Below are 19,482 nucleotides of genomic sequence, written 5' to 3' on the forward strand. Positions count from 1 at the left end.
CACGAACCCCGGGCCATCAAAAAGCGGCCGAAGAACTTCAGCTACCTCACCGCAGCCAGGTCAATTTTCAAAGAAATCCCCCATCGCGGTAAACCCCGAAATTTCGCTTAAGTCAGTGCCATTCCGGCCTGACCCAGCGCATCGCCACCTACCTGACCGACGCGAACAACCCCACCGGCTACGCCCAGGTCATCGAGGAAAAAGACCCGCAGGCGAATGCCGGCCAGGAACTCAAAAAAGTCCACCTCTACGGCCACGACTTAATTTCCTCTGAACGGAGCGCGGATCTTCAGTCCGCCTCTTCCTCTTCCAAAATCTACTACCAATATGACGGCCTCGGCTCCGTCCGCGGTATTGCTGATGAGAATGGCGACCTCCAGGAGACCTACGATTACGATGCTTACGGCTCGCTTATCGGCCTAGCAAAACGCAACCCGTCCACAGGTGTTCTTGAATCATCCCTAATATCAAATCACGCATCTCCAGTCACAGAAACGGAGTTTCTTTTTACTGGCGAACAATGGGACGTGGATCTGGGAATGTATTCCCTGCGGGCGAGGTATTTGAACACAAATACCGGGCGATTCCATACGCAGGACTCTTACCAAGGAATCAATGGGGAACCTTTGACACTTCATAAATATTTGTATGCAAACGGAAACCCCGCTACGTACATAGATCCCAGCGGGAAATTCAGTCTTAATGAGCTAAGCTTAAGCATCTATGTAAGAGTCGAAATTGCTGTGACAACAAGCCCTGTTCTTTCAGGGTTTGTTCAATTTGGGCATGCCATGAATTTAGTCCTTTTTGTATTAAATGAGGAATACAGAGAAACAGTATTGGCTGGAGGTGAACATTCCGCGATAGCACAAGAACTCACGAGCGGATTCCGAGCACTGGGTATTGGAGGTCAAGCTTTATTTAGAGAGCTAATTCCAAAATTTTTTCAAACTATTGAAATACCAGCATATGCGGGAGGTTTGGCTCGCCAAGAAGCTTCTCTGGAAGCTCTTTTAGCGCGTTGGAAAGTAAGAAATGGCGCACCACTGTATAAAATTGGGAATTCTACCAAAAGTAAGATATTTGATTCTCAGTTTTGGTCATTTGCTCCTGCTTCACCGGGTGGAAGTGGAATGCCAAGTGCCAATGCAGAAAGTATTAATTTTATGCTGACAGGGAGAGTTCCGCGTGGCGTGCCATTCGTAGTCCGTAGATCGCCTCCAGTAGGAGATAATTTGGGCGGGGATTTGGAAGTTGTCGTCGGGCAGGGGTTTATGGATACAATATCATCGCTTTTTAACCCGGAAGGTCTTTAAATAGAAATTATGAATATTTTCAAAAAAATAAATCCTCAAGTCGAGAAATTACGTGAAGAAGGAATGAATGACTATGCAAACAAACTTGACGCGGCCTTGTATGGAGGTACAGGAAGTGAAATCCTATTAGATATTTACTCACAATTGAAAAGCCTGCCTGAAGGAATCACGGAAGAGCGGGCCGATGAATTGAATTCTATTAAAATAGAAGTGAAAAATATTTTGAATGAATACAACTGGCCAGTCGATTGAAATAAATCCTATATGAACGGGTCAGGCCTTGGGTTTCAAGATTGATGGCACCTCGATCCCGTCTCAATCCTTTCATCCATGGCGAGGTAACCGAGATTTCAATATGCCGGGGCGGTCTATCACATGATGGCCCGCGGCGATGGCCGCAAGATGATCAATCCCAGGACAGTGGCCTGCGCGGTGCTGGTGAAGGCGCGGATGACCGTGAGCGACGATTGGATTGCGGGGCACCCTGCGTTGATGAGCCATCCTCTCGTCGGCCGGAATTAGAATCTCGTAATTTTCCATCTCTAACAGATCGCCATCAAAAAAATCCACCAACGCAGAACCGACATACGCTACAGACGGACACCGCAGATTTCTTCGCTTCTCAGCGTGCTTTTTAAAGAATGAATAGTCGTAATTCATAGGTTTCAAGAGCTATTGTTCGCTCCGACTCTTTGCAAAGCGTTGAGGTAATTTTCGTTAGTCTCCCCTAGAGCAGGAAACCAGTCCGTGATACCTGAAATTAGGGCACCATGGAAAAATCCGGAGCTGAAGCAGTTTCCCGCGATCTCTCAATTCGTTTTCTGATCCGCGCGGCGCTGCATGCCAGGTGGCAGGCCGTTTCCGGTCCAAGTGGAACCCGGTGTGGCCGATGGGGCGGCGGGTGTGGATTTGGATGCCTTGGGGTTGCCTTGTGCCCCCTGTTCCCGCTCCGCGCTGATTTTTGCGATCGTCACCTTGCTCAGCGCCTCGAAGCGCGCGGCGAAGTCCACCTCATCGGAAGCAAGCTGTGCCGCGCGTTCCAAATCCGCCGTCAGTGCCGCGACTCCGGCGTCGCCGAAATTGGCTCGGCCGGCCTCGATCCGCTTGATCATTCCCGCCTTCACCGCTTCCACGCGCTCTTTCTTCGTCCGCAGGCTGGTCTTGCTGGCTTCGCGCACGGTGACGCCATCCTTCAACTCGCCACGACTCGCCGCTTGTAGCAGCATTTCCTTGTCCTCCTTGAAATCCGCCGTCCATTTCCCGGGCGCGTAAACCCGGATGTGGTGGTTTCCCCCGATCGGGACCTTCATTTCGCCGTTCAAGGGTTTCCAGCCGGAGGACGCGATCTTTTTCCCGCTGGCCACGTCATAGACTTCCACCGTCACCTCGTTCAGCCTCACCACCTTGCCGTTCTGCTCGTAGAGCTGGTTGCTTTTGTCCGCCTTCCAGAGGATCGTGTAGGGAGTCCTCGCGAAATAGGGATCGGACGGAATCCCGAACGCGTTCCCGCTCGCGATGTGGTGATCCTCGTTCACCCGCACCTGCGCGGAGGCCGCACCGCTGGAAAGGAATGCGATCACGCCAGCCGCTGCGGCGAGCTTCATTAGGCGGAGCTGACATTCCATTTCGCTTTCTCTCAGAAACCGCCGCCCGAATCAACCGGAGAATCCGGAAATCCAGCCGGCGGGGGGCAGGGTTCCGACACTGGGGAAAATCAAAGAATTTTTAACCGCAATGGGAGCGATAGCGGACATGGACGAACTGGCTGATTGAAATCCTTCGTCAAATTTCGCGGATGATCACGGATCAAGAATTGGCGATGAACCGTTTTGGGGAGAACCAGCGAAACGCGAGTGAAATTGTTCCTGAAATGGCTAAGGCGGTTGAACTCCCTTGGACTCATGAAAACCCCAGCATTCCAGACTTCCCTCGGCTCACACCGCCGTGCTGGAAGCGTATGGGTCGAGCGATCTCAAACAAAAAAGGGCCACGCTCCTCGCCCGCCTCGAAACCCTCAAGGCCCTGAGCCAACTCTGAAAACAAAGCCCTCTCGGAAAACAACCCGGAGGGAGACGCTCCGGTCGTTTTTGCCGAACCGCGTGCCATTTCCGGGGCCGGCGCTGTCGCGCTACTGCGCGCGCAGCGCCTCGATCTGCGTGGCGGTCTTGGCCGCGTCTGCGGGGAGGTTCGCTTTTTCGTAGGCGTTCTTCAGGCCGAGCAGGGCGTTCATGTCGTTGGGAAATGCCGCGAGCGCGCGCTGATAGGATTCGATGGCGTCTGGCGGATTTTTTACTGCCAGCCAGTATTCGCCGAGATGGATCGCCATCGGGGTGAGGATCATCGGCGGAAACATCATGGTGGCGGGATGCTGGTGGTCGGTGGCGGATGCAAACCAGTTGTAAGCCGTGCCGATCCTGTCTTTGGGGCCCGCCATGGTGAGGCTGCCGCGAAGGTCGCTGGAGAGAATTTCCAACGCGCGGAAGGATCGGGTCCAGGCCGATCGTTCGCCGTTGCCACCTGCAATCGCCTGGGTCTTGGACATTCCCTCACCGTGTTGGGTAAATGCCGCGACAACGTCCTGGGCTTCCTGGAATTTTCCTTCGTCGATGAGGCGGCGGGCTTCGAGGGCGAAGCGGAGCCCGTCGATCCACCAATAGGCGAGCGAGTTTTTGTGGGTGTCCTTGATCTCGGCGGGATCCGGCAACGAGTGCAGAGCCTCTTCGGCATTTCCACGCAATCCCCGATGGAGAAGAACGCGGGCGGGCAACGTTTTCGCATCCCAAAGGAGCAGTCGCGCGCCGGGTGAGGCGAGGCGCTTTTTATCCAACGGAGTGGCGGCTACAAGGCGCGCTGCGGCGTAGGCGGTATCGAATTCCCCCTTGGAAACGAGCGCGACGATGCGGTAACACTCGGCCTTCACCCACTCCGGGCAATCGGCGACGGAGGCCTTGTTTTCCTTCATCCACTTTTCGAAATAAGACGAAGCGCGGCCGAAGGCGGACGCCGCCTTGCCGTGCTGGCCGCAACGCCATTCGTAGTGTCCTAACAAATGGAAATACGGAGCGTATTCCGGCGACATCTGGCAGAGCTTGCGGGCGAGCTCCATGGATCCGGTTAGATCCGGAGCTTCCGCGCGGATGGTGAGGAGCGCGTTGAGAGGAACCGGGCTCAGCGGGTTTTTTACAATCATCGCCTGGAGACTGTCCTCCGCTTTTTGTTGATCGGGAGTGGCGTCTCCCAATTCATCATAGCCGCTGCGGCCGAATAGAGCAGCGAAGATACCCGCCTGCATATCGTTAGGGAATTTTTCCGCAACCTTGCGGAAGGCCGAGGCTCCACCCGCAGGTCCGTCATCCATGTATTTGATCAATCCGTAGGCATAGCCGCGCTCGAGTTCGCTGCCTTTTCCCTGGTCGATCAGATAGAGCAACCGCTCGCTCGCCGCATTCCGCGCGGGACCTGTCTCCGGCGATGGCGTGAGCAGCGACATGACCATCCCCCAATGTGCGAGCAGGCACTCGGGATCCTCCCGCATCGCGGCGGCGAAGTGGCGGCTGGCCTCGAATTCCCACCCGCCGTGAAGGTGGTTCATGCCTTGGTTGACGTGGGCTTGGGCGCTCTCCGTCGCGGCCGTCACCGCCATCCGGATGCCGCCCGGGAAATTGACCATCGCCGGTTCTCCCAGCGCTTTCACCGGATCGGGAATGGCGGATTCGACGCTCGGGATTTCGACGGTTTTCGCCGATTTTTCAGGGGCCTTGGGTTCCTCGCCCGCCGCAAGTGCGCAACCCATCAACCATGCCGCCAGCAACCGATGTCTCATGCGCGGAAGATGGCCACGGGCGGCCCGCGCTACCAAGCAAAATGACGCTGGCGTGCTCCGCCGGGCCTTGCTTAGTCTCCGGGCATGAAGCTTGGAGTTGTTGGATGCGGGAAAATGGGCACGGCGTTGATTCAAGGGGCGATCCGCTCGGGAGTCGTCGCGGCCGCGGATGTGATGGGTTGTGATCCCTACGAAAAATCCCGTGAAGCGTTCGCCAAAGCCACCGGAGCTGTTGTTTCCGCGGACCTTGCCGCACTCGCCGCCTGCGACGTGCTGCTGCTTGCCACCAAGCCGAACGACATTCCCACAGCGCTGGGAGAGGCCGTGAAAATGGCGAAAGGCCAGCCACGGCTCGTAATTTCCATCGCCGCCGGCGTGACGCTCGCCGCGTTGGAAGCTGCTGCTGCGGAAAATTTCCGCGTCGTCCGTGCCATGCCGAATACCCCGGCGCTGGTCGGGCATGGTGCCGCCGGATATTGCTTGGGATCCCGTGCGACGGCTGATGATTCGAAAACCGCAAAGGCGCTTCTCGAAGCGGTCGGCATCGCCATCGAGGTTCCCGAGCGGCTGATGGATGCTGTTACGGGGCTTTCCGGCAGCGGACCGGCTTATATTTACGTGGTCATCGATGCGCTGGCCGACGGTGGTGTGCGTGCCGGAATTCCAAGGGCGGACGCGGTTCGGCTTGCCGCGCAGACGGTGCTCGGTTCCGCTGCGATGGTTTTGGAAACCGGCGAACATCCCGCCGTGCTCAAGGACATGGTGACGTCCCCCGGCGGCACCACGATTGCCGGCCTCGCGGCTCTTGAAAAAAACGGCCTGCGCTCCGCATTGATCGAGGCGGTGGGTGCCGCCACCCGGCGTGCCACGGAACTTGGGAAGTGATCCATTTTGGACTTCCCCACTCCCATCGTCCTCCTATGCTCCGCCACATGACCTATCGGTTGATCGTCCTGGCGTTGTTATCGGCCTCCGCTTTTCATCTTTCTTCATGTGGCAATGATGATGACATGCCGATCATGGCGGGAAATACCCATGCCGCCACCGGCGAGGGCGAGAAGCTCTATCAGGAAGCGAAAAGCGCCGATACCGCCGGGAAAACCTCCAAAGCGATCAAGCTCTACGACCAAGTGGCGACCCGTTATCCGTTCGCGCCATCCGCACCGCAGGCACGGTTCCGCCAGGCCGAGCTGCTTGAGCAACAAGGCGACATCCTGAAATCCTTCGATGCCTACAACCTTTTCCTCACCCGTTTCCAAGGCACTGGTCTCTACACCACGGCGCTGAACCGCCAGATCGCCATGGCGCAATCCGCCGCCGACGGTGATGTGAAACAGAGCATGCTCGGTCTTAAAACCAAACTCTCGCTCGACAAGACCGTGGAAATGCTCGGCAAGGTCCGTGACAACGCGCCGAAGTCCGCCGCCGCCGCCAAGGCCCAATACACCATTGGCCAGCTTTACGAAGGCAAGCACAAGTCGAAGGAGGCCATCGCCGCCTATCGCCAGCTCGTCAAGGACCAGCCCACCTGCCAACAGGCTCCTGAAGCGCTCTTCCGCATCGGGAAAATTCTAACTGCCGAGGCCGACCGCGGCAACCAGAACCAAGCGAACCTCGACCTCGCCAAGGAGGCGTTCAACGACTATCTGATTCAGTACCCCGGCGATTCGCGCAATGCGGAGGCCCGCAGGATGATCGCCAACATCGACAGCCGCGACCTCCAGCGCTCCTACGACATCGCCCAATTTTACGAGAAAACCGGCAAAATCGAATCGGCCAAGGTTTACTACCGTGACATTGTGAAAGGCACGAAATCCGGCGACCTCCACGACAAGGCGCTCGCCCGTCTCAAGGTGCTCGGCGGCTGATCTCCTTTTCCCCGGACCATGAAATTCCTCGCCCTGCTCGCCCCGGCATTGCTGCTCGTCTCCTGCGCCGGCTATCACCTCGGCGAATCGAAACCCGTTTCGCTTGAACGGGTGAAAACCATCGCTGTGCCGATGTTTGAAAACTCGACCCTGCACCCGCGTGCGGAAGCGCTCGCGACCTCCGCAGTGGCCGCCGCGTTCGTTCAGGACGGCACCTATCGGATCAGCGACAGGGACCACTGCGACGCGGTTCTCGAAGGCAGTCTCAGCGGGATCAAATACGCTCCCATCCGCGGACGGCGATACAACACTCTCGCTCCGGAAGAACTCGCCAACACGGTCACCCTCAAGTGGATTCTCCGCGACGGCAAGGATCCGACCAAGATCCTCGCCTCCGGAACCTCCAACGGCACCAGCCAGCTCTTCGTCTCAGATAACCTGCAAACGGCGAAAAACAACGCGCTTCCCGAAGCTCTCGACCGCGCCGGGGTTGCCCTGGTGTCGCGACTTGCCAACGGCTATTGATTCCGCTGCTTAAGGCCACGTCACTCGGACGCGATAGAACCGCGCGGGTTCCGACGGCGATACTGGAAAGTCGGCAAGCTTCGGTGAACCGCTTCCCGCGTAGGTCCCGACAACGCTCCATCCGGATAGGCTGACGCTGCTTTCTACGGTGTAATTCCGTCCCGATAAGGTCGGGAAGGACAGCCGCACCGTTCCGGGCGATGGATTTGCGTAAGTCACGACAAAATGCGACGCCGGGTCCTGCGGGTCGGTGCCGAAGACCAATTCGTCCGCATCAGGCGATCCATCACCGTCGGCATCGTAGCCTGATAGAAAAGTGACGGCGAGATTGTCGATTGCGATTCCCTGCGGCTGCTTCGGTGCCGTGAGTATTTGGCCGGAATTGGGTTGGCCGGGGGAATGGGGGATGCCCGTGAATTTGGTCCAAGCGAAGTTGGAGGATGCGCCTATCGGGCCGGTCAGTCCCAGCGATGCTTGTCCCGCCGTATCGGTGGACAACTGCTTCACAAGAATGTCGGTGGAGACCATTCCATTCGCAAGTCCTGCGGTTGCCGTGAACGAACCACCATAGGAAATGAAACGCGTCACCGTCCCCCCGACAACAAGGGCGAATCCATCGGGATCGCCATTTTGAATTCCGGAGATCAATTTCGAGTAAATCCGGTGTTTCGACGGTGTCACGGCCCCGGCGGTGAAACTTGTTAGGGACTGCGAGCCGGTATAGGTAGCGCCTCCGTTCCCGTTGTAGAACATGACGACAATGTCGGAAAGATCGCCTGTGAAACCCGGCCCGACAACGACTTCGACGAATTCCCCGCTGCCGATATAGCTGAACTCGTTGATGAAAACATCCGCTGGCAACGCGCCTCCGCCTGCGCCGGGCGTGGAGGTGAAACGAAGCTGGAATGTGGCTCCGGGTGCCACCGCGAGTCCGCTAACAATCATGTTTTTCGGAGTGGATGTGCCGCCGGTGATCGCGCCGTCCGGAAGACTGGTTGATGCTTGGTAAGTCAGCGCGGGTAGTGGTTTCGGCACGCCGCCGACGATCAGTTCCGCGCTCAGCGTGTCGGCGGTTCCCGCGTTGGAGGATCTCCACTGCTCCGCTGTGTAGGAAATCTGCAATGCGGTTAGAGTTGTCGTCGATTGGTTCACGAAGGTCGCCGTCACGCTGCCGCCCGCAGTGCCGGGAAGAAACCCGAGCGACGGGTCGGAGGGGGATCCGTAAGCGCGGAAGCCCAATAAGGTGGACGTTCCGGGATCCGTTCCCTGCCAGGTGCCGCCCGTGATGGTCCACGGATAAGGATCGTAGGTTCCGGTAAAGCCCGTGAATGTTTCGCTGACGGTTTGTCCGGGAGCGGTGAAGGTGTAGGGAACCGCGGGATCGAGTTCGAAGTCGCCAAAGATCGCGAGGTGGTCCGAGGCCGCGGCGGAGGTTCCGGTGGCAAGCGGTGAGCCGGATTTCGGAAGACCAACGGCGTTGGAGGTATCGAGTGCGGAGTTATAGATTTCCGTGTGCAAGGGCCGTGCTCCGACGAGGGGAGAGGTCAGGAAAAGGTCGATGGTTGATCCGCTTGAAGGAAAGGTGACAATGGAGTTGTCAGTCTGCCGCGGGATGATCCGGGTGACGGCCGGGTTGCTGAAATAGGACGTCGGAGTGATGAAATAGTTGATTGGAAAGACGATGTCCGGACCTAGGACGAAACTGCCTGGCAGCCCGCTGGAAGGAGCGGTGGTGAAGATTCGATCGCTATCCGACAAATTGAAATCGCCCATGATGAGGAAATTGTCATTCGCTGCCAGTCCTTGGTCAGTTAGATAATTGGTGAGACGCCGCATTTCCACCGTTCGCTGAAACATGTCGGATGCATCGGATCCGGATTTTAAATGCGCCCCGATCAGCACCGGATCCCGGGTGGTGCCCGGCACATCGACTTTTACCACCGGGATGAGCCGGTTCATTTCCTTCGCTCCCGCCGGCGAGGTGATCAAGGTTTGGGAGAGAAATGGAAAGCGCGATAGGAAGGCGACGTGCAGTGATGTGTCGAAGGTGTTGGTCGCCGGTGCATAAAAGACGTAAGGATAGCCGAGGCTGGTCGCGAGTGTGGTGAGGTATCCCGCGTTGTAATCCGCGCCGTGAATTTCCTCCAGCGACACCACATCGGGGTCGATCCGGTCGAGGATATCGCGAACCGTGTCGTAGTCCGGTTGACCCGGCGCACCGATGCCATAGTCGAAATGAGTGGCTCCGCCGCCGGGTGGGATCACAAGGTGCGCCCCGATGTTGAAAGCTGCCGCCCGGAATCCCACTCCCTGGGCCAGCGTGGCCAGGGCGACGAGCAGGAATGAGGCGATTTTCAGCGACATAGGGCGGGAACCTAGCATTCACGGGCCGTCTGTCGAACCGTGATAGGGAAACCGATGAGCAGAAGGCGTTCCGCTTGCAATTTTTCATGATTCGCTCCGTATTTGCGGAGTCACCAAACCTCCATGCGCGAAAAATCCAGAACCCCACGTCCAGTCCTTCGTTCCATCGCCTATGTTGCCGGAATGCTCGCGGCCTCGATGACTTTTTCCCAAGCTGAGCCCGCGACCGCCGCGAAAAAGAAAATCGTTTTCGTCGCTGGAAATCCGAGCCACCCGCACGGCGAACACGAGCACCGCGCCGGTTGCATGCTCCTCGCCGACCAGTTGAACAAAAGCGGCCTGCCGGTCGATGCCGTGGTGACCACCAACGGCTGGCCGAAGGACAATGCGATCTTCGACGGCGCTTCCGCAGTCGTCATTTACTCCGATGGCGGCGACGGCCACCCGGCCATGAAGCAGCTTGATGAAATGAAAAAGCTTGTCTCGAAGGGCGTCGGCATCGGCTGCATCCACTACGCCGTGGAAATTCCCGCGGGCGAACCCGGCAATGTGCTTCTGGATTCGATCGGCGGCTTCTTTGAAAGCAACTGGTCGGTAAACCCCACGTGGGACGCCTCTTACAAGCTGCCGAAACACCCGGTCACCCGTGGAATCAATGATTTCAAGGGCTATGACGAATGGTATTATCACATGCGTTTCCGCCCGGAAATGAAAGGCGTCACCCCGATTCTAACCGACCTTCCGCCGCCGAGTACTCTCACCCGTCCTGATGGCCCGCACGAAGGAAATCCCGAAGTCCGTGCGGCGGTCATCGAGCGCAAGGAACCCCAACATACGATGTGGGTTTACGAACGGCCCGCCGCTGCGGGAGGTGGACGCGGGTTCGGCTACTGCGGCGGCCACTATCATAAGAACTGGCAGCAGGATGATCCGCGCCGTCTGGTTCTCAACGCGATCGTCTGGATCTCCGGACTCGAAGTTCCGAAAACCGGCGTGCCTTCCAAGACTCCCACCGACGAGGAAATGACGGCGAATCTGGATAAAAAGGGCTGAAGTCGGATCGATTGCGGAAGTCCGTTCCCAGTGAGGAGTTTCGTTTCGCTGTCGGGAGTTCAATCTTCAGATTGCCTCTTCAAGAGCACGGTGAACCGTGAACTCCGGACACGTTTCCGGTGACATATGGCGGATGGAGTTTCGGCAATCGATCTAACGAAATTTATTCTCCAGAGCAGCACGACCCGCTTTCGTGGAAACAATCGACGCACCAGCCCTTGCCGTCGATGACCGTAGCCGCTTCTTTGCCACAGCCTTCGCAGGTTGGCGGGGCCTCAGACATTGAATCGAAATTCGACGACATCGCCGTCCTTCATCACGTATTGTTTGCCTTCGATCCGGACCTTGCCTGCGACTTTCGCGGCGGACATGGAACCTGCGGCGACGAGGTCGTCGTAGTGGACGATTTCCGCAGCGATGAAGCCGCGCTCGAAGTCGGTGTGGATGACCCCGGCGGCGGCGGGGGCCTTGTCGCCGGCGATGATCGTCCAAGCGCGGGTTTCCTGGACGCCGGTCGTTAGATAGGTGCGCAGGCCAAGGAGATGATAGACGCCGCGGATCAGAGCGGAGACGCCGGAATCGGTCACACCCATGTCGGCGAGAAATTCGTTGGCTTCTTCAACGGGCATGTCGCTGAGTTCCTCTTCGATGCGGGCGGAAATGACGACGGCTTCGGAGCCGGTGTGTTCGGCGGCGAACTTGCGGACGCGCGCGACTTGCGCATGTGAATCCGGGTTTTCAATCGCATCGGCGAGTTCGTCTTCGGCGACGTTGCAGGCGTAGATGGTCTTCTTCGAGGACAGCAGGAAAAAGTCCTTTACGATGGCTTTGTCGTCATCGCTCAATTCGACGGTCAGCGCCGGTTTCCCCTGATCGAGATGCGGCATGATGATGTCGATGAGTTCGACTTCCTTCTTCGCTTCCTTGTCGCCGCCCTTGGCTTTCTTTTCGCGCGAGTAGCGGCGTTTTTCCAGCGAGGACATGTCGGCCAAAATCAGCTCGGAATTGATGATCTCGATGTCGCGGATGGGATCGACGGTGCCGAGTTCGTGGATGATGTCGTCGTTTTCGAAACAACGGACGACCTGGACGATGGCGTCGGTTTCACGGATGTTCGCGAGGAACTGGTTGCCCAAGCCGGCACCTTCGGATGCGCCCTTCACCAAACCGGCGATATCGACGAACTCGATCGCGGTTGGGACCAGTTTGTGCGACCCGGAAATCTTCGAAAGCACGGCCAGCCGCGAATCCGGGACCATGACGATACCGACGTTCGGATCGATGGTGCAGAATGGATAGTTCGCCGCCTCCGCCTTACGGGTGCGGGTCACAGCGTTGAAGAGTGTCGATTTCCCGACGTTGGGTAGTCCTACGATTCCGGCCTTGAGCATTGCGGCGGGAGGGTGGGGGAAGGGCGGGCGGGAGGACGAGAAAAAAGTTTCCGAGCTCGTTTTGCGCCGTTCCGGGGCGGTGTATTCACCACGCCGGTCTTTACAGGTTTGGCGTGACTCCGTAGGGAAATGCAGCTTCAAGACCCGATGGCGAAATTCAAATCCAAAGCTCCGAGCCAACTATCCGGCGGTTGTCTCTCGCTGTTCGGGCTGCCTTTCCTTCTCGCCGGGCTTTTCCTGGCGTGGCTGTATTTCTCGGGTTACTCGGAGTGGTGGCGGGCGCGGAGCTGGGTGGAGGTGCCGTGCTGGATCGAATCCACGGAACTGAAGGCCCATGATGGCGACGACTCCACGACCTATCAGGTGCTGGCGTCCTACCGCTATGAATACGAGGGACACTTGTATCACGGAGACCGCGTCACGTTCAGCAAGGGTTCCGACAACGTGGGGAATTTCCATGAGGAGACGCATCGCGAGCTCCGGGGCTACGTTGTTGGAAAAGCCACGGGATTGGAAGATGCCGGAGCGCAGGGAAACCGGAAACCGTTCCGCTGCTACGTGAATCCTAACAAGCCGGACGAATCCGTGCTTTACCGCGTGCTGCGATGGCAGATGCAGGCATTCATGGCGATATTCGCGCTCACGTTTCCCGCCATCGGCGCCGGTCTGGTGGCTGGCGGATTGATTGCCGTCCGCATCGCGAAGAAGGATGCCGAATTGGTCGCCAATCATCCCGGGCAGCCGTGGAAATGGAAATCCAACTGGGCGGGGTCGTCGATCCCCGAGAGCGCGGCGGGATGGAGCAAGGCGCTCTATCTCTATACCCTATGGTCGGGGTTGATCATCGTCCCATTGATTTTCACAACGGCGATGACCGGAGCTTTCCAGACGAACCGAATGGCTTGGCTATTGTTGATCCTCGTCGCGCTGTGGTGCCTGCCGGCGTGGTTTTCGCTCAAACGGTTCAGGCAACGGCTGGCCATCGGCGTAACTCGTTTCGAGCCAACCCAATCGCCCGCCTATCCCGGTGGCGTGCTGGCCGGAGCGATCATGTTAGAAAAGCCGCTGCCGATGCGCGGCGATGCGGAACTCACGCTGACCTGCGAGAAAAAGGTCACCCGCAAGACCGGCGACGGCGATTCGACCACCACGGAGAAAATCTGGAGCCACGCACAAAACGTAACGCTCGACCAGATCACGCGGGATGTTTCAGGCTTCCGGCTGCCAGTGGCGTTCTCCTTGCCGGCGGATGCTCCGCAGAGCGATGCCGGCGATGATCCGGCGATCAAGCATGTCTGGAAACTTCAACTCAAGGTGCCCGGGACAGCGATTGGTCCGGTGTTCGAAGTGCCGGTTTTCCATACGGGAGAATCACCGGTCGTGACGACGACGATATCTGCCGCCGCGTCGATCCAGGAAGTCGCTGCAGCGGATCTTCCCATTCTGTTAGCTGCGAGAAGCATCCGCGCGGATTTCGATGGCAACGGCTTGCCCCGCTCGATCGTCTGTCCGCCGGCCAGGCTCCGCTCGCTGATCGTTTTCCTCGTTGTTTTCAATGTGATCTGGACCGCGGTCGCCGCGCTTCTGATTCACAAACATGCTCCGCTGATTTTTCGCATCGTCTGGCCGGTGAGTGCGGCGGGAATCTGGCTGGCCGTTCTCTATCAACTTCTCCACCGGCGCACGGTCACCTTCAGTGTCATGGGGCTGGAAGTGACGAACGAGACCGGTCCGTTGGCCAGTTCACGGAAGCTTGAAAAATCCCAAATCATCGGCTTCAGCCACGACACGAACATGAACTCCGGCAACACGGTTTTCTATCGGGTGCGGATGGAGGATGTATTCGGAAAGAAGACGACGCTGGTGGATGGCATCACCGAATCCGCGACCGCCGCGGCACTTGCCGGGCGGTTGGAAGATTGGCGGAAATCGGAGATTTGAGGATCTCTGATTTTCCGTTGGACTCGCGCGAGCAGCGATGCATGTTTCCCGGTCAAACCGGAAACCATGAACCTCGCATCGAAATCCAAACAAATCGCCCGTGGCCTCATGGGTCTAACCGCTGCCATCGCCCCGTGGGGTCTTGCAAATAACGCTTTCGCCGACAAAAAATTCGGAGATTTCAGTTATGACGTCAAAGATTCGGCCGTCACGATCACGGGATTTCGCCAAGAGGTCGGCGGCCCGGTGGTGATTCCCGCAAAGATCGAAGGCAAGCCGGTGACGAAAATTGGCGACTATGCTTTCTACTATTGCCGGGATGTCACGGAAGTCACGATTCCCGGGGGAGTTACCAAGATCGGCATGAACGCGTTCAGCAACTGCTCGAAGCTTAAAAAAATTGAATTGCCCGCCAGCTTGGAGAAATTCGGAACCGACGCTTTCGCAAACACGGACTTGAGGAGCGTGAAGATTCCTGCTGGCGTGGAAACGATCAGTGCCAGGGCTTTTGTCGGTTGTTTCCGCCTCAACAATGTCGAAATTTCCAACGGCGTCCGGGTCATCGAATCCCAAGCATTCGGCTATTGCTCCCGACTCGAGACCGTATCGCTGCCGGAGAGCATCAGCAACGTGACGACCGAGTCCTTCGCTGAGGCCTATCTGAAGGAGATCAGCGTGGCCGCTGGAAATCGCCGGTATTCCAGTGCCGACGGAATTATCTATACAAAGGACCACTCCCGGCTGATTTCCTGCCCCGCCCAGAAATCCGGTGCGGTAAAAATCCCTGAGGGGGTCAGACGGTTGGATATGAAGTCGTTTTACGGAGTCAGGCGTATGACATCGGTTAAGCTGCCGAAGGGGCTTCTCTCCATCGAGGCCCGCGCATTTGACGAGTGCAATGATCTGCAAGAGGTGAACCTCCCGGACGGGCTCACCGATATTGGGCATCATGCGTTCGTCCACACGAGATTGGCGACCGTGACCATTCCGGCAACTGTTGACCGGATCGGTGGCTATGCGTTCGTGTACTCCCGGAATATCAAGAACGTCTATTTCAAGGGCGATGCCCCGGCGCTGATGGGGGGGAATGTTTTTGACAGCACCTCCCTCTCCGGTGAGGCGGTTGAAGGTTTAACGATTTATTTCTACGAGGGGAGCGAAGGATTCACCGAGCCGACCTGGATGGGATACAATACGGTGGCCATCAATCCTGAGACGCCTGCCGCAAACCGGTTGCTGTTTGGTTCGCAATGGAATGAGTGAGGGTTGGTGCCTGTTTCTCCCCGCATTGTGATGCGGGATTGCGCTCGCTGGAAATTAGGGAAAGACTCTTTCGCTTTGTGAAATTTCAAGCGAATGACGGCCCTTCTATTCAGTTGTGAAAATGCGACCTGCGCGGTTCCGGAGGCTTATCGGGAAATCTTCCGCGGGTCCGAAGACCTGCTGACTTCGAAACGCGGATGGGAGCCGGGATCTCTGAATCTCGCGCAGGGCTTTGCGATGAAATTCCGCACGCCGCTGGTTCATGGCGACGTGACCCGGCTGCTGATCGATTTCGAGCAAGACGGCGATGCCCGCTGGAGTGAGTTTTCCCTGAAACTGCCGGAGACGACCCGCTTGAAAGTGGTGGACCGGCATGAGCGACCTTATCGCCTTTCACTGAACCAACGCATCGCGGAGGATCTGCGGCGTCACGACATGGTGCTGCACGTCATGATCCACACGGATTCCGCGACTGACGGCCTAGTGCTGTTGGAAACGCCGGCGGGTGGAGATCTGGCGGAGAAATTCGCCAGAGCGTGGCGCGCGCATTTGGCGGCGGCGGAGGTGGATGTCCGGCAGGTATCGGGGAGTGGAACCACCCCGTTGGGTGCTTCTCTAACTAAGGAGTTTCCGGCGAACCGATATGCCCAGATCCGGCTCTCGGTCTCGCAGACGTTTTTCCTGGAAGGGCGGCCGTGGCGTTGGGAAACGCTGAAGAAACTTTTGTTGGAGTCGCTGGCCCGGGTGGTGGCCGAGGTGACGCCGGTCAGTGCCCCAGAATGCTCTTCGCCTGATCCACGTTGAGGTTGCGCTGCTCTTTCCAGCCGATGATCTCGGGCTGCTCGTAGGAGTCCTTGCGATTTTCGATGGCGGCGCTGGTGCCTTTTGGAATCTGAGCGGCGGTGGATTCGCGGGCGTCGCCGGTGGCGTAGCCGCCGGTCTTGTATTTGTCCGGAATGTCAGCCTGGTTGCCGGCTTCACGGGCACCCTTTCCATCAAGATTCGAAGGCGTTTGGAAGCGGCTGGCGTCGGTATTTCCGGAGTAGGCCTTGCGATCGTATTCCTTGTTTCCCCACCAGGATTTCTTGGCGTAGTCGCCGGCTTTGTATTCCTCTTTCTTGTAACTCTTGCTGGCGAAACTTGCTTCACCCTTGCTTTCGTAAGGGCTGCGCTTTTCCTCCTTGATGTAGTATTTGCCGGCCGAGTCCTTCTGATAGCTGTTGGGATCGCGCCCGCCGCCGCTGCCGATCCGCTGGCTGAACGGGACGTGCGCCGGTCCCGACGACGATGCGGCGGATGACTTATTCTTGTCCGAGCTCGTGCCACAGGAGGCCAGCAGGATGAGGGGCAGGAATGCGATGGAGCGAATGGGTTTCACTTTTGGAGGCGTTGTTCGAGTTTGGGATCGGGGACGGCGCCGCGTTCGAGGGCCTTCTGATAGTATTCCCTGGCGATGTCGTAGCGCTTGTTCTTCGCACAGAGGCGGGCAAGGTTGAAATAGGGCTCGCTCGGCATGGGGTCGGCGGAAATGGCGGCCTTGTAGTAAGCTTCCGCTTCCCCCGGTTTGGCGAGATTTTCGCTGATCGCACCTAACAGTGCAAGGCTCAGCGCGTCGTCCGGCGAGAGCGCAACGGCCTCCTTGGTGCTTTGCTCGGCGGAGCGGAAATCGCCCATGGTCATGAAGGAAAGTCCTAACATGCGGTGGGCATAAGGATTGTCGGATTTCAGCTCAACCGCGCGGCGGAAGGTATCAACTGCGGCTGCCGGATCGTTCATCTTGAGATCGACGACTCCCAGTTTGCACAACGCGGAAACGTGGCCGGGATGCTGCTCGATGATCATCTGGAACAGCTCGCGGGTGGGTGCGTAGCGACCGGCGGCGAAGGTTTTCTCCGCGGTGCGTTCGTAAACGGCGATGTCGCGGTTCAGGGCGCTGGTGTTTTTATCAACCGTCGCTTTGTCCTGAGTCACGAGGGATCGTAGCGTGACGTCCACCGGGCTGGCGTCAACGATGCTCTGTTCTTCAGGGGAGAGCGCTATTTCCTGCGAGTCGAAAAGTTTGATCGCCTGATCGAGGCGTTCGTCCTTGGTGCCCATGTCCCTCACCGCCTCGACGAGGAGATCGCGCGCCTGGCGGCGGCGTTCCTGGACGCGGAGCTGGCGCTGGATGATGTCGCGCAACATCGTGACTTCGGCGGGGTCGGCCGACGCCTGGCCATTGGATAGAGCCGCTTCCTCGCCCTTGAGGCGTTTTTCCATTTCGGCGAGCCGTTCGTCCTGATCGCGCTTTTCCTGATGGAGCCGGTTGATCTGGGCTTTCGTCATGGACAGGTCGCGCTTCGCTTCATTGAGCTCGTCCTTCGAACTGTTATTGTCGCGGTTGAGCATTTCAACCTTCTCGGTTGCTTCGCGCAGGTTCTTGGCGAGGCCCATGTTCTGTTGGATGAGATCCTGAATGCGGCTGTCGGCATTGAGGTTGAGCAGGGCCTTCATCTGGTCGCGTTCCTGCAAAAGTGAATCGCGCTCGGTACGGATCTGGTCGAAAGCGGCGTCGCTCTCGTCGAGCTGTTTCTTGAGGCTGGCGATGGTTTCGTTGGCCTTTCCGAGGGCCTCGTCCTTTTTCGCGAGCTGCTTTTCCAATGCCTGGAGCTGGGTGCGTTGTCCTTTGACGACTTCGTTGGCGACGCCCCGCTCGGTTTTGATATTGCGGTCGAGGTCCGAATATTTCTGCTGCATCACCTCCAGATCAGCCGTTAGGGTGGCGATCTTGGCCAAGGCTTCGGTATGTTCGCTGCGGCTCTGCTTGAGGGCCATTCGCATGGCTTCGTGGTCCTGTTCGAGATCGGCTATCCGTTGGTCGAGTTGCTTCGTCTCGTTTTCCACCGGCTTGGCGGCGAGCTTTGAACGGAGCAGTTCCAGGTTTTTCTCGGCGGCATTCAACTGCGCCTGCATGGCATCGCGCTGACGGCCCATGTCACGGATTCGGGACTCGTTGCGTGCCGGATCGGCATCGGGAGTGACGCTGTTTTTCGCCAGATCGTGAAGACGTTTCACCTCGGCTTCCGCGGCGGCAAGATTGCGGGTCGCAACCGGGTCCGCCTCAAGAATGCTGGGGGCGAGGGGCACGACGCCTTCCGCCGGATCAATGAAAGTGCCGGAGCTTTTCACGCCGCCTTCGAGCTCGGCGACGGCATTCTGGTTTTTGCGGCGCTGCTCCTCGGCTTTCGGATGAACCCGGATTTCGGCTTCGGAGTTGATCTTGCTGCGTCCGGTCACCATTTCCGGCTTCCAGTCCGGATAATAATGGCTGACCGCCTCGAACATTTCGCGGGCTTTCTTGAGTTTCTCCGCAGCTCCCACAAAGTCGCCGCTGGCTTCGAGTTGATCGGCGGATCGCGTGGAAAGGTAGCCTTGAAAATAGACGTCCGAGGGATCGAACTGCGCTGGAGCAAGGGGCGCGGGTGCCTGCGAATAAGCCGGTGCGGAAAACCACAGGAAGGCCGCAAAGCCCGCACGGGCAACAGGCAAACGTGATTTTCTCGCAATCCGGTTCAACATGGGGCGGGAAGAATAGGCACGGGCTGGCGCGGCGGCAAGCGGGATTCCCAAGCGGTGTCGGGGGCTGACGAAGCGCGCTGCAATCTCAAGGTGGGCGGCAAGGATCTGAGCTCCAGTCCAGGGGATGAGGTGGTTGGGTTTCGGGCGTTGCTGTCAGATAGACGGAATGCAGGGGAGGGAACTCCTTTCACTCAAGTAAGTGGCAACTTTTGAAATAGAGCCGTCCAAATGTTCAAATAAAGATCGCTGTGGCCGCTTTTGGGACTACTTGGCCGCTTTTAGAGTCTAATGGGAGTCGTGGTTAGTTAGGATTCGTTCACATTTAATAGAGATTACCCATTTCACCTCAGACATGACAACGCGCACACGACATCCTGAAC

The 19,482-nt window shown here is 57.9% G+C and carries 17 protein-coding genes; 9 read left to right on the forward strand and 8 right to left on the reverse strand.

Features of this window, described 5'->3' with window-relative positions; translation table 11 throughout:
* Positions 1-107 precede the first annotated feature (107 nt).
* On the reverse strand, positions 108-257 hold the full coding sequence (locus ABIQ96_RS19105; RefSeq protein ID WP_348216234.1) for a hypothetical protein: 150 nt from the start codon (positions 255-257) through the stop codon (positions 108-110).
* Positions 258-791: 534 nt separating this feature from the next.
* Here ABIQ96_RS19105 and ABIQ96_RS19110 point away from each other — a divergent pair.
* Together ABIQ96_RS19110 and ABIQ96_RS19115 are read left to right on the forward strand one after the other, a co-directional pair.
* Positions 792-1,316, forward strand: coding sequence for a hypothetical protein (locus ABIQ96_RS19110; protein WP_348216235.1), 525 nt, complete (start codon positions 792-794; stop codon positions 1,314-1,316).
* 9 nt (positions 1,317-1,325) lie between these two features.
* The gene (locus ABIQ96_RS19115; protein ID WP_348216236.1) at positions 1,326-1,568 is read left to right on the forward strand and encodes a hypothetical protein; all 243 of its coding nucleotides are present in this window, start codon (positions 1,326-1,328) and stop codon (positions 1,566-1,568) included.
* Positions 1,569-1,640: 72 nt separating this feature from the next.
* Here ABIQ96_RS19115 and ABIQ96_RS19120 read toward each other — a convergent pair whose 3' ends face one another.
* The 3 genes from ABIQ96_RS19120 to ABIQ96_RS19130 form a co-directional block, all read right to left on the reverse strand.
* The gene (locus ABIQ96_RS19120) at positions 1,641-1,976 is read right to left on the reverse strand and encodes a hypothetical protein (protein WP_348216237.1); all 336 of its coding nucleotides are present in this window, start codon (positions 1,974-1,976) and stop codon (positions 1,641-1,643) included.
* Positions 1,977-2,125: 149 nt separating this feature from the next.
* Entirely contained in the window at positions 2,126-2,920 is a 795-nt protein-coding gene (locus tag ABIQ96_RS19125; RefSeq protein ID WP_348216238.1) for a hypothetical protein, read from the reverse strand.
* Positions 2,921-3,444: 524 nt separating this feature from the next.
* On the reverse strand, positions 3,445-5,139 hold the full coding sequence (locus ABIQ96_RS19130) for a hypothetical protein (protein ID WP_348216239.1): 1,695 nt from the start codon (positions 5,137-5,139) through the stop codon (positions 3,445-3,447).
* 84 nt (positions 5,140-5,223) lie between these two features.
* Between ABIQ96_RS19130 and proC the strand changes: the two genes are divergently transcribed.
* Genes proC through lptE form a run of 3 tightly spaced genes read left to right on the forward strand, consistent with a single transcriptional unit; the run spans position 5,224 to position 7,532 of the window.
* Entirely contained in the window at positions 5,224-6,024 is an 801-nt protein-coding gene (gene proC, locus ABIQ96_RS19135; RefSeq protein WP_348216240.1) for a pyrroline-5-carboxylate reductase, read from the forward strand.
* 35 nt (positions 6,025-6,059) lie between these two features.
* Positions 6,060-7,007, forward strand: coding sequence for a tetratricopeptide repeat protein (locus ABIQ96_RS19140; RefSeq protein ID WP_348216241.1), 948 nt, complete (start codon positions 6,060-6,062; stop codon positions 7,005-7,007).
* An 18-nt stretch (positions 7,008-7,025) separates the two neighbouring features.
* Complete coding sequence (gene lptE, locus ABIQ96_RS19145; RefSeq protein ID WP_348216242.1) at positions 7,026-7,532, forward strand: LPS assembly lipoprotein LptE; 507 nt, start codon at positions 7,026-7,028, stop codon at positions 7,530-7,532.
* A 9-nt stretch (positions 7,533-7,541) separates the two neighbouring features.
* Here lptE and ABIQ96_RS19150 read toward each other — a convergent pair whose 3' ends face one another.
* On the reverse strand, positions 7,542-9,896 hold the full coding sequence (locus tag ABIQ96_RS19150; RefSeq protein ID WP_348216243.1) for an endonuclease/exonuclease/phosphatase family protein: 2,355 nt from the start codon (positions 9,894-9,896) through the stop codon (positions 7,542-7,544).
* 123 nt (positions 9,897-10,019) lie between these two features.
* Here ABIQ96_RS19150 and ABIQ96_RS19155 point away from each other — a divergent pair, with 123 nt between their 5' ends.
* Positions 10,020-10,949 carry a ThuA domain-containing protein gene (locus ABIQ96_RS19155; RefSeq protein ID WP_348216244.1) on the forward strand — a complete coding sequence of 310 codons (930 nt, stop codon included), beginning with the start codon at positions 10,020-10,022 and terminating at the stop codon, positions 10,947-10,949.
* A 275-nt stretch (positions 10,950-11,224) separates the two neighbouring features.
* Here ABIQ96_RS19155 and ychF read toward each other — a convergent pair whose 3' ends face one another.
* Entirely contained in the window at positions 11,225-12,340 is a 1,116-nt protein-coding gene (gene ychF, locus ABIQ96_RS19160) for a redox-regulated ATPase YchF (protein WP_348216245.1), read from the reverse strand.
* 129 nt (positions 12,341-12,469) lie between these two features.
* Between ychF and ABIQ96_RS19165 the strand changes: the two genes are divergently transcribed.
* From ABIQ96_RS19165 to ABIQ96_RS19175, 3 genes are all read left to right on the forward strand, one after another.
* The gene (locus ABIQ96_RS19165; RefSeq protein ID WP_348216246.1) at positions 12,470-14,281 is read left to right on the forward strand and encodes a DUF3592 domain-containing protein; all 1,812 of its coding nucleotides are present in this window, start codon (positions 12,470-12,472) and stop codon (positions 14,279-14,281) included.
* 66 nt (positions 14,282-14,347) lie between these two features.
* A complete protein-coding gene (locus ABIQ96_RS19170) occupies positions 14,348-15,544 on the forward strand; it encodes a leucine-rich repeat domain-containing protein (RefSeq protein WP_348216247.1) in 1,197 nt (398 codons plus the stop codon).
* Between the two features lie 93 nt (positions 15,545-15,637).
* Complete coding sequence (locus ABIQ96_RS19175) at positions 15,638-16,348, forward strand: hypothetical protein (protein WP_348216248.1); 711 nt, start codon at positions 15,638-15,640, stop codon at positions 16,346-16,348.
* On the opposite strand, the gene ABIQ96_RS19180 is transcribed toward ABIQ96_RS19175, so the two are convergent.
* Both ABIQ96_RS19180 and ABIQ96_RS19185 read right to left on the reverse strand, forming a co-directional pair.
* Positions 16,311-16,922 (reverse strand): hypothetical protein, encoded by a 612-nt coding sequence (locus ABIQ96_RS19180; protein ID WP_348216249.1) that lies wholly within the window; start codon positions 16,920-16,922, stop codon positions 16,311-16,313. The genes ABIQ96_RS19175 and ABIQ96_RS19180 overlap by 38 nt on opposite strands.
* Positions 16,919-19,102, reverse strand: coding sequence for a tetratricopeptide repeat protein (locus ABIQ96_RS19185; RefSeq protein WP_348216250.1), 2,184 nt, complete (start codon positions 19,100-19,102; stop codon positions 16,919-16,921). The genes ABIQ96_RS19180 and ABIQ96_RS19185 overlap by 4 nt, the downstream gene beginning before the upstream one ends.
* Between the last annotated feature and the right edge of the window lie 380 nt (positions 19,103-19,482).

This window comes from Luteolibacter sp., from assembly GCF_039920825.1.
Lineage (GTDB): Bacteria > Verrucomicrobiota > Verrucomicrobiia > Verrucomicrobiales > Akkermansiaceae > Luteolibacter.

Excerpts from the sequence above, each read along its gene's own strand:
- ABIQ96_RS19110 (WP_348216235.1), top strand. The coding sequence starts at position 792 with ATGAATTTAGTCCTTTTTGTATTAAATGAGGAATACAGAGAAACAGTA.
- ychF (WP_348216245.1), bottom strand. The coding sequence starts at position 12,340 with ATGCTCAAGGCCGGAATCGTAGGACTACCCAACGTCGGGAAATCGACA.
- ABIQ96_RS19185 (WP_348216250.1), bottom strand. The coding sequence starts at position 19,102 with ATGTTGAACCGGATTGCGAGAAAATCACGTTTGCCTGTTGCCCGTGCG.
- ABIQ96_RS19115 (WP_348216236.1), top strand. The coding sequence starts at position 1,326 with ATGAATATTTTCAAAAAAATAAATCCTCAAGTCGAGAAATTACGTGAA.
- lptE (WP_348216242.1), top strand. The coding sequence starts at position 7,026 with ATGAAATTCCTCGCCCTGCTCGCCCCGGCATTGCTGCTCGTCTCCTGC.
- ABIQ96_RS19130 (WP_348216239.1), bottom strand. The coding sequence starts at position 5,139 with ATGAGACATCGGTTGCTGGCGGCATGGTTGATGGGTTGCGCACTTGCG.
- ABIQ96_RS19120 (WP_348216237.1), bottom strand. The coding sequence starts at position 1,976 with ATGAATTACGACTATTCATTCTTTAAAAAGCACGCTGAGAAGCGAAGA.
- ABIQ96_RS19140 (WP_348216241.1), top strand. The coding sequence starts at position 6,060 with ATGCTCCGCCACATGACCTATCGGTTGATCGTCCTGGCGTTGTTATCG.
- ABIQ96_RS19170 (WP_348216247.1), top strand. The coding sequence starts at position 14,348 with ATGAACCTCGCATCGAAATCCAAACAAATCGCCCGTGGCCTCATGGGT.
- ABIQ96_RS19155 (WP_348216244.1), top strand. The coding sequence starts at position 10,020 with ATGCGCGAAAAATCCAGAACCCCACGTCCAGTCCTTCGTTCCATCGCC.
- ABIQ96_RS19125 (WP_348216238.1), bottom strand. The coding sequence starts at position 2,920 with ATGAAGCTCGCCGCAGCGGCTGGCGTGATCGCATTCCTTTCCAGCGGT.
- proC (WP_348216240.1), top strand. The coding sequence starts at position 5,224 with ATGAAGCTTGGAGTTGTTGGATGCGGGAAAATGGGCACGGCGTTGATT.
- ABIQ96_RS19175 (WP_348216248.1), top strand. The coding sequence starts at position 15,638 with ATGACGGCCCTTCTATTCAGTTGTGAAAATGCGACCTGCGCGGTTCCG.
- ABIQ96_RS19150 (WP_348216243.1), bottom strand. The coding sequence starts at position 9,896 with ATGTCGCTGAAAATCGCCTCATTCCTGCTCGTCGCCCTGGCCACGCTG.
- ABIQ96_RS19165 (WP_348216246.1), top strand. The coding sequence starts at position 12,470 with ATGCAGCTTCAAGACCCGATGGCGAAATTCAAATCCAAAGCTCCGAGC.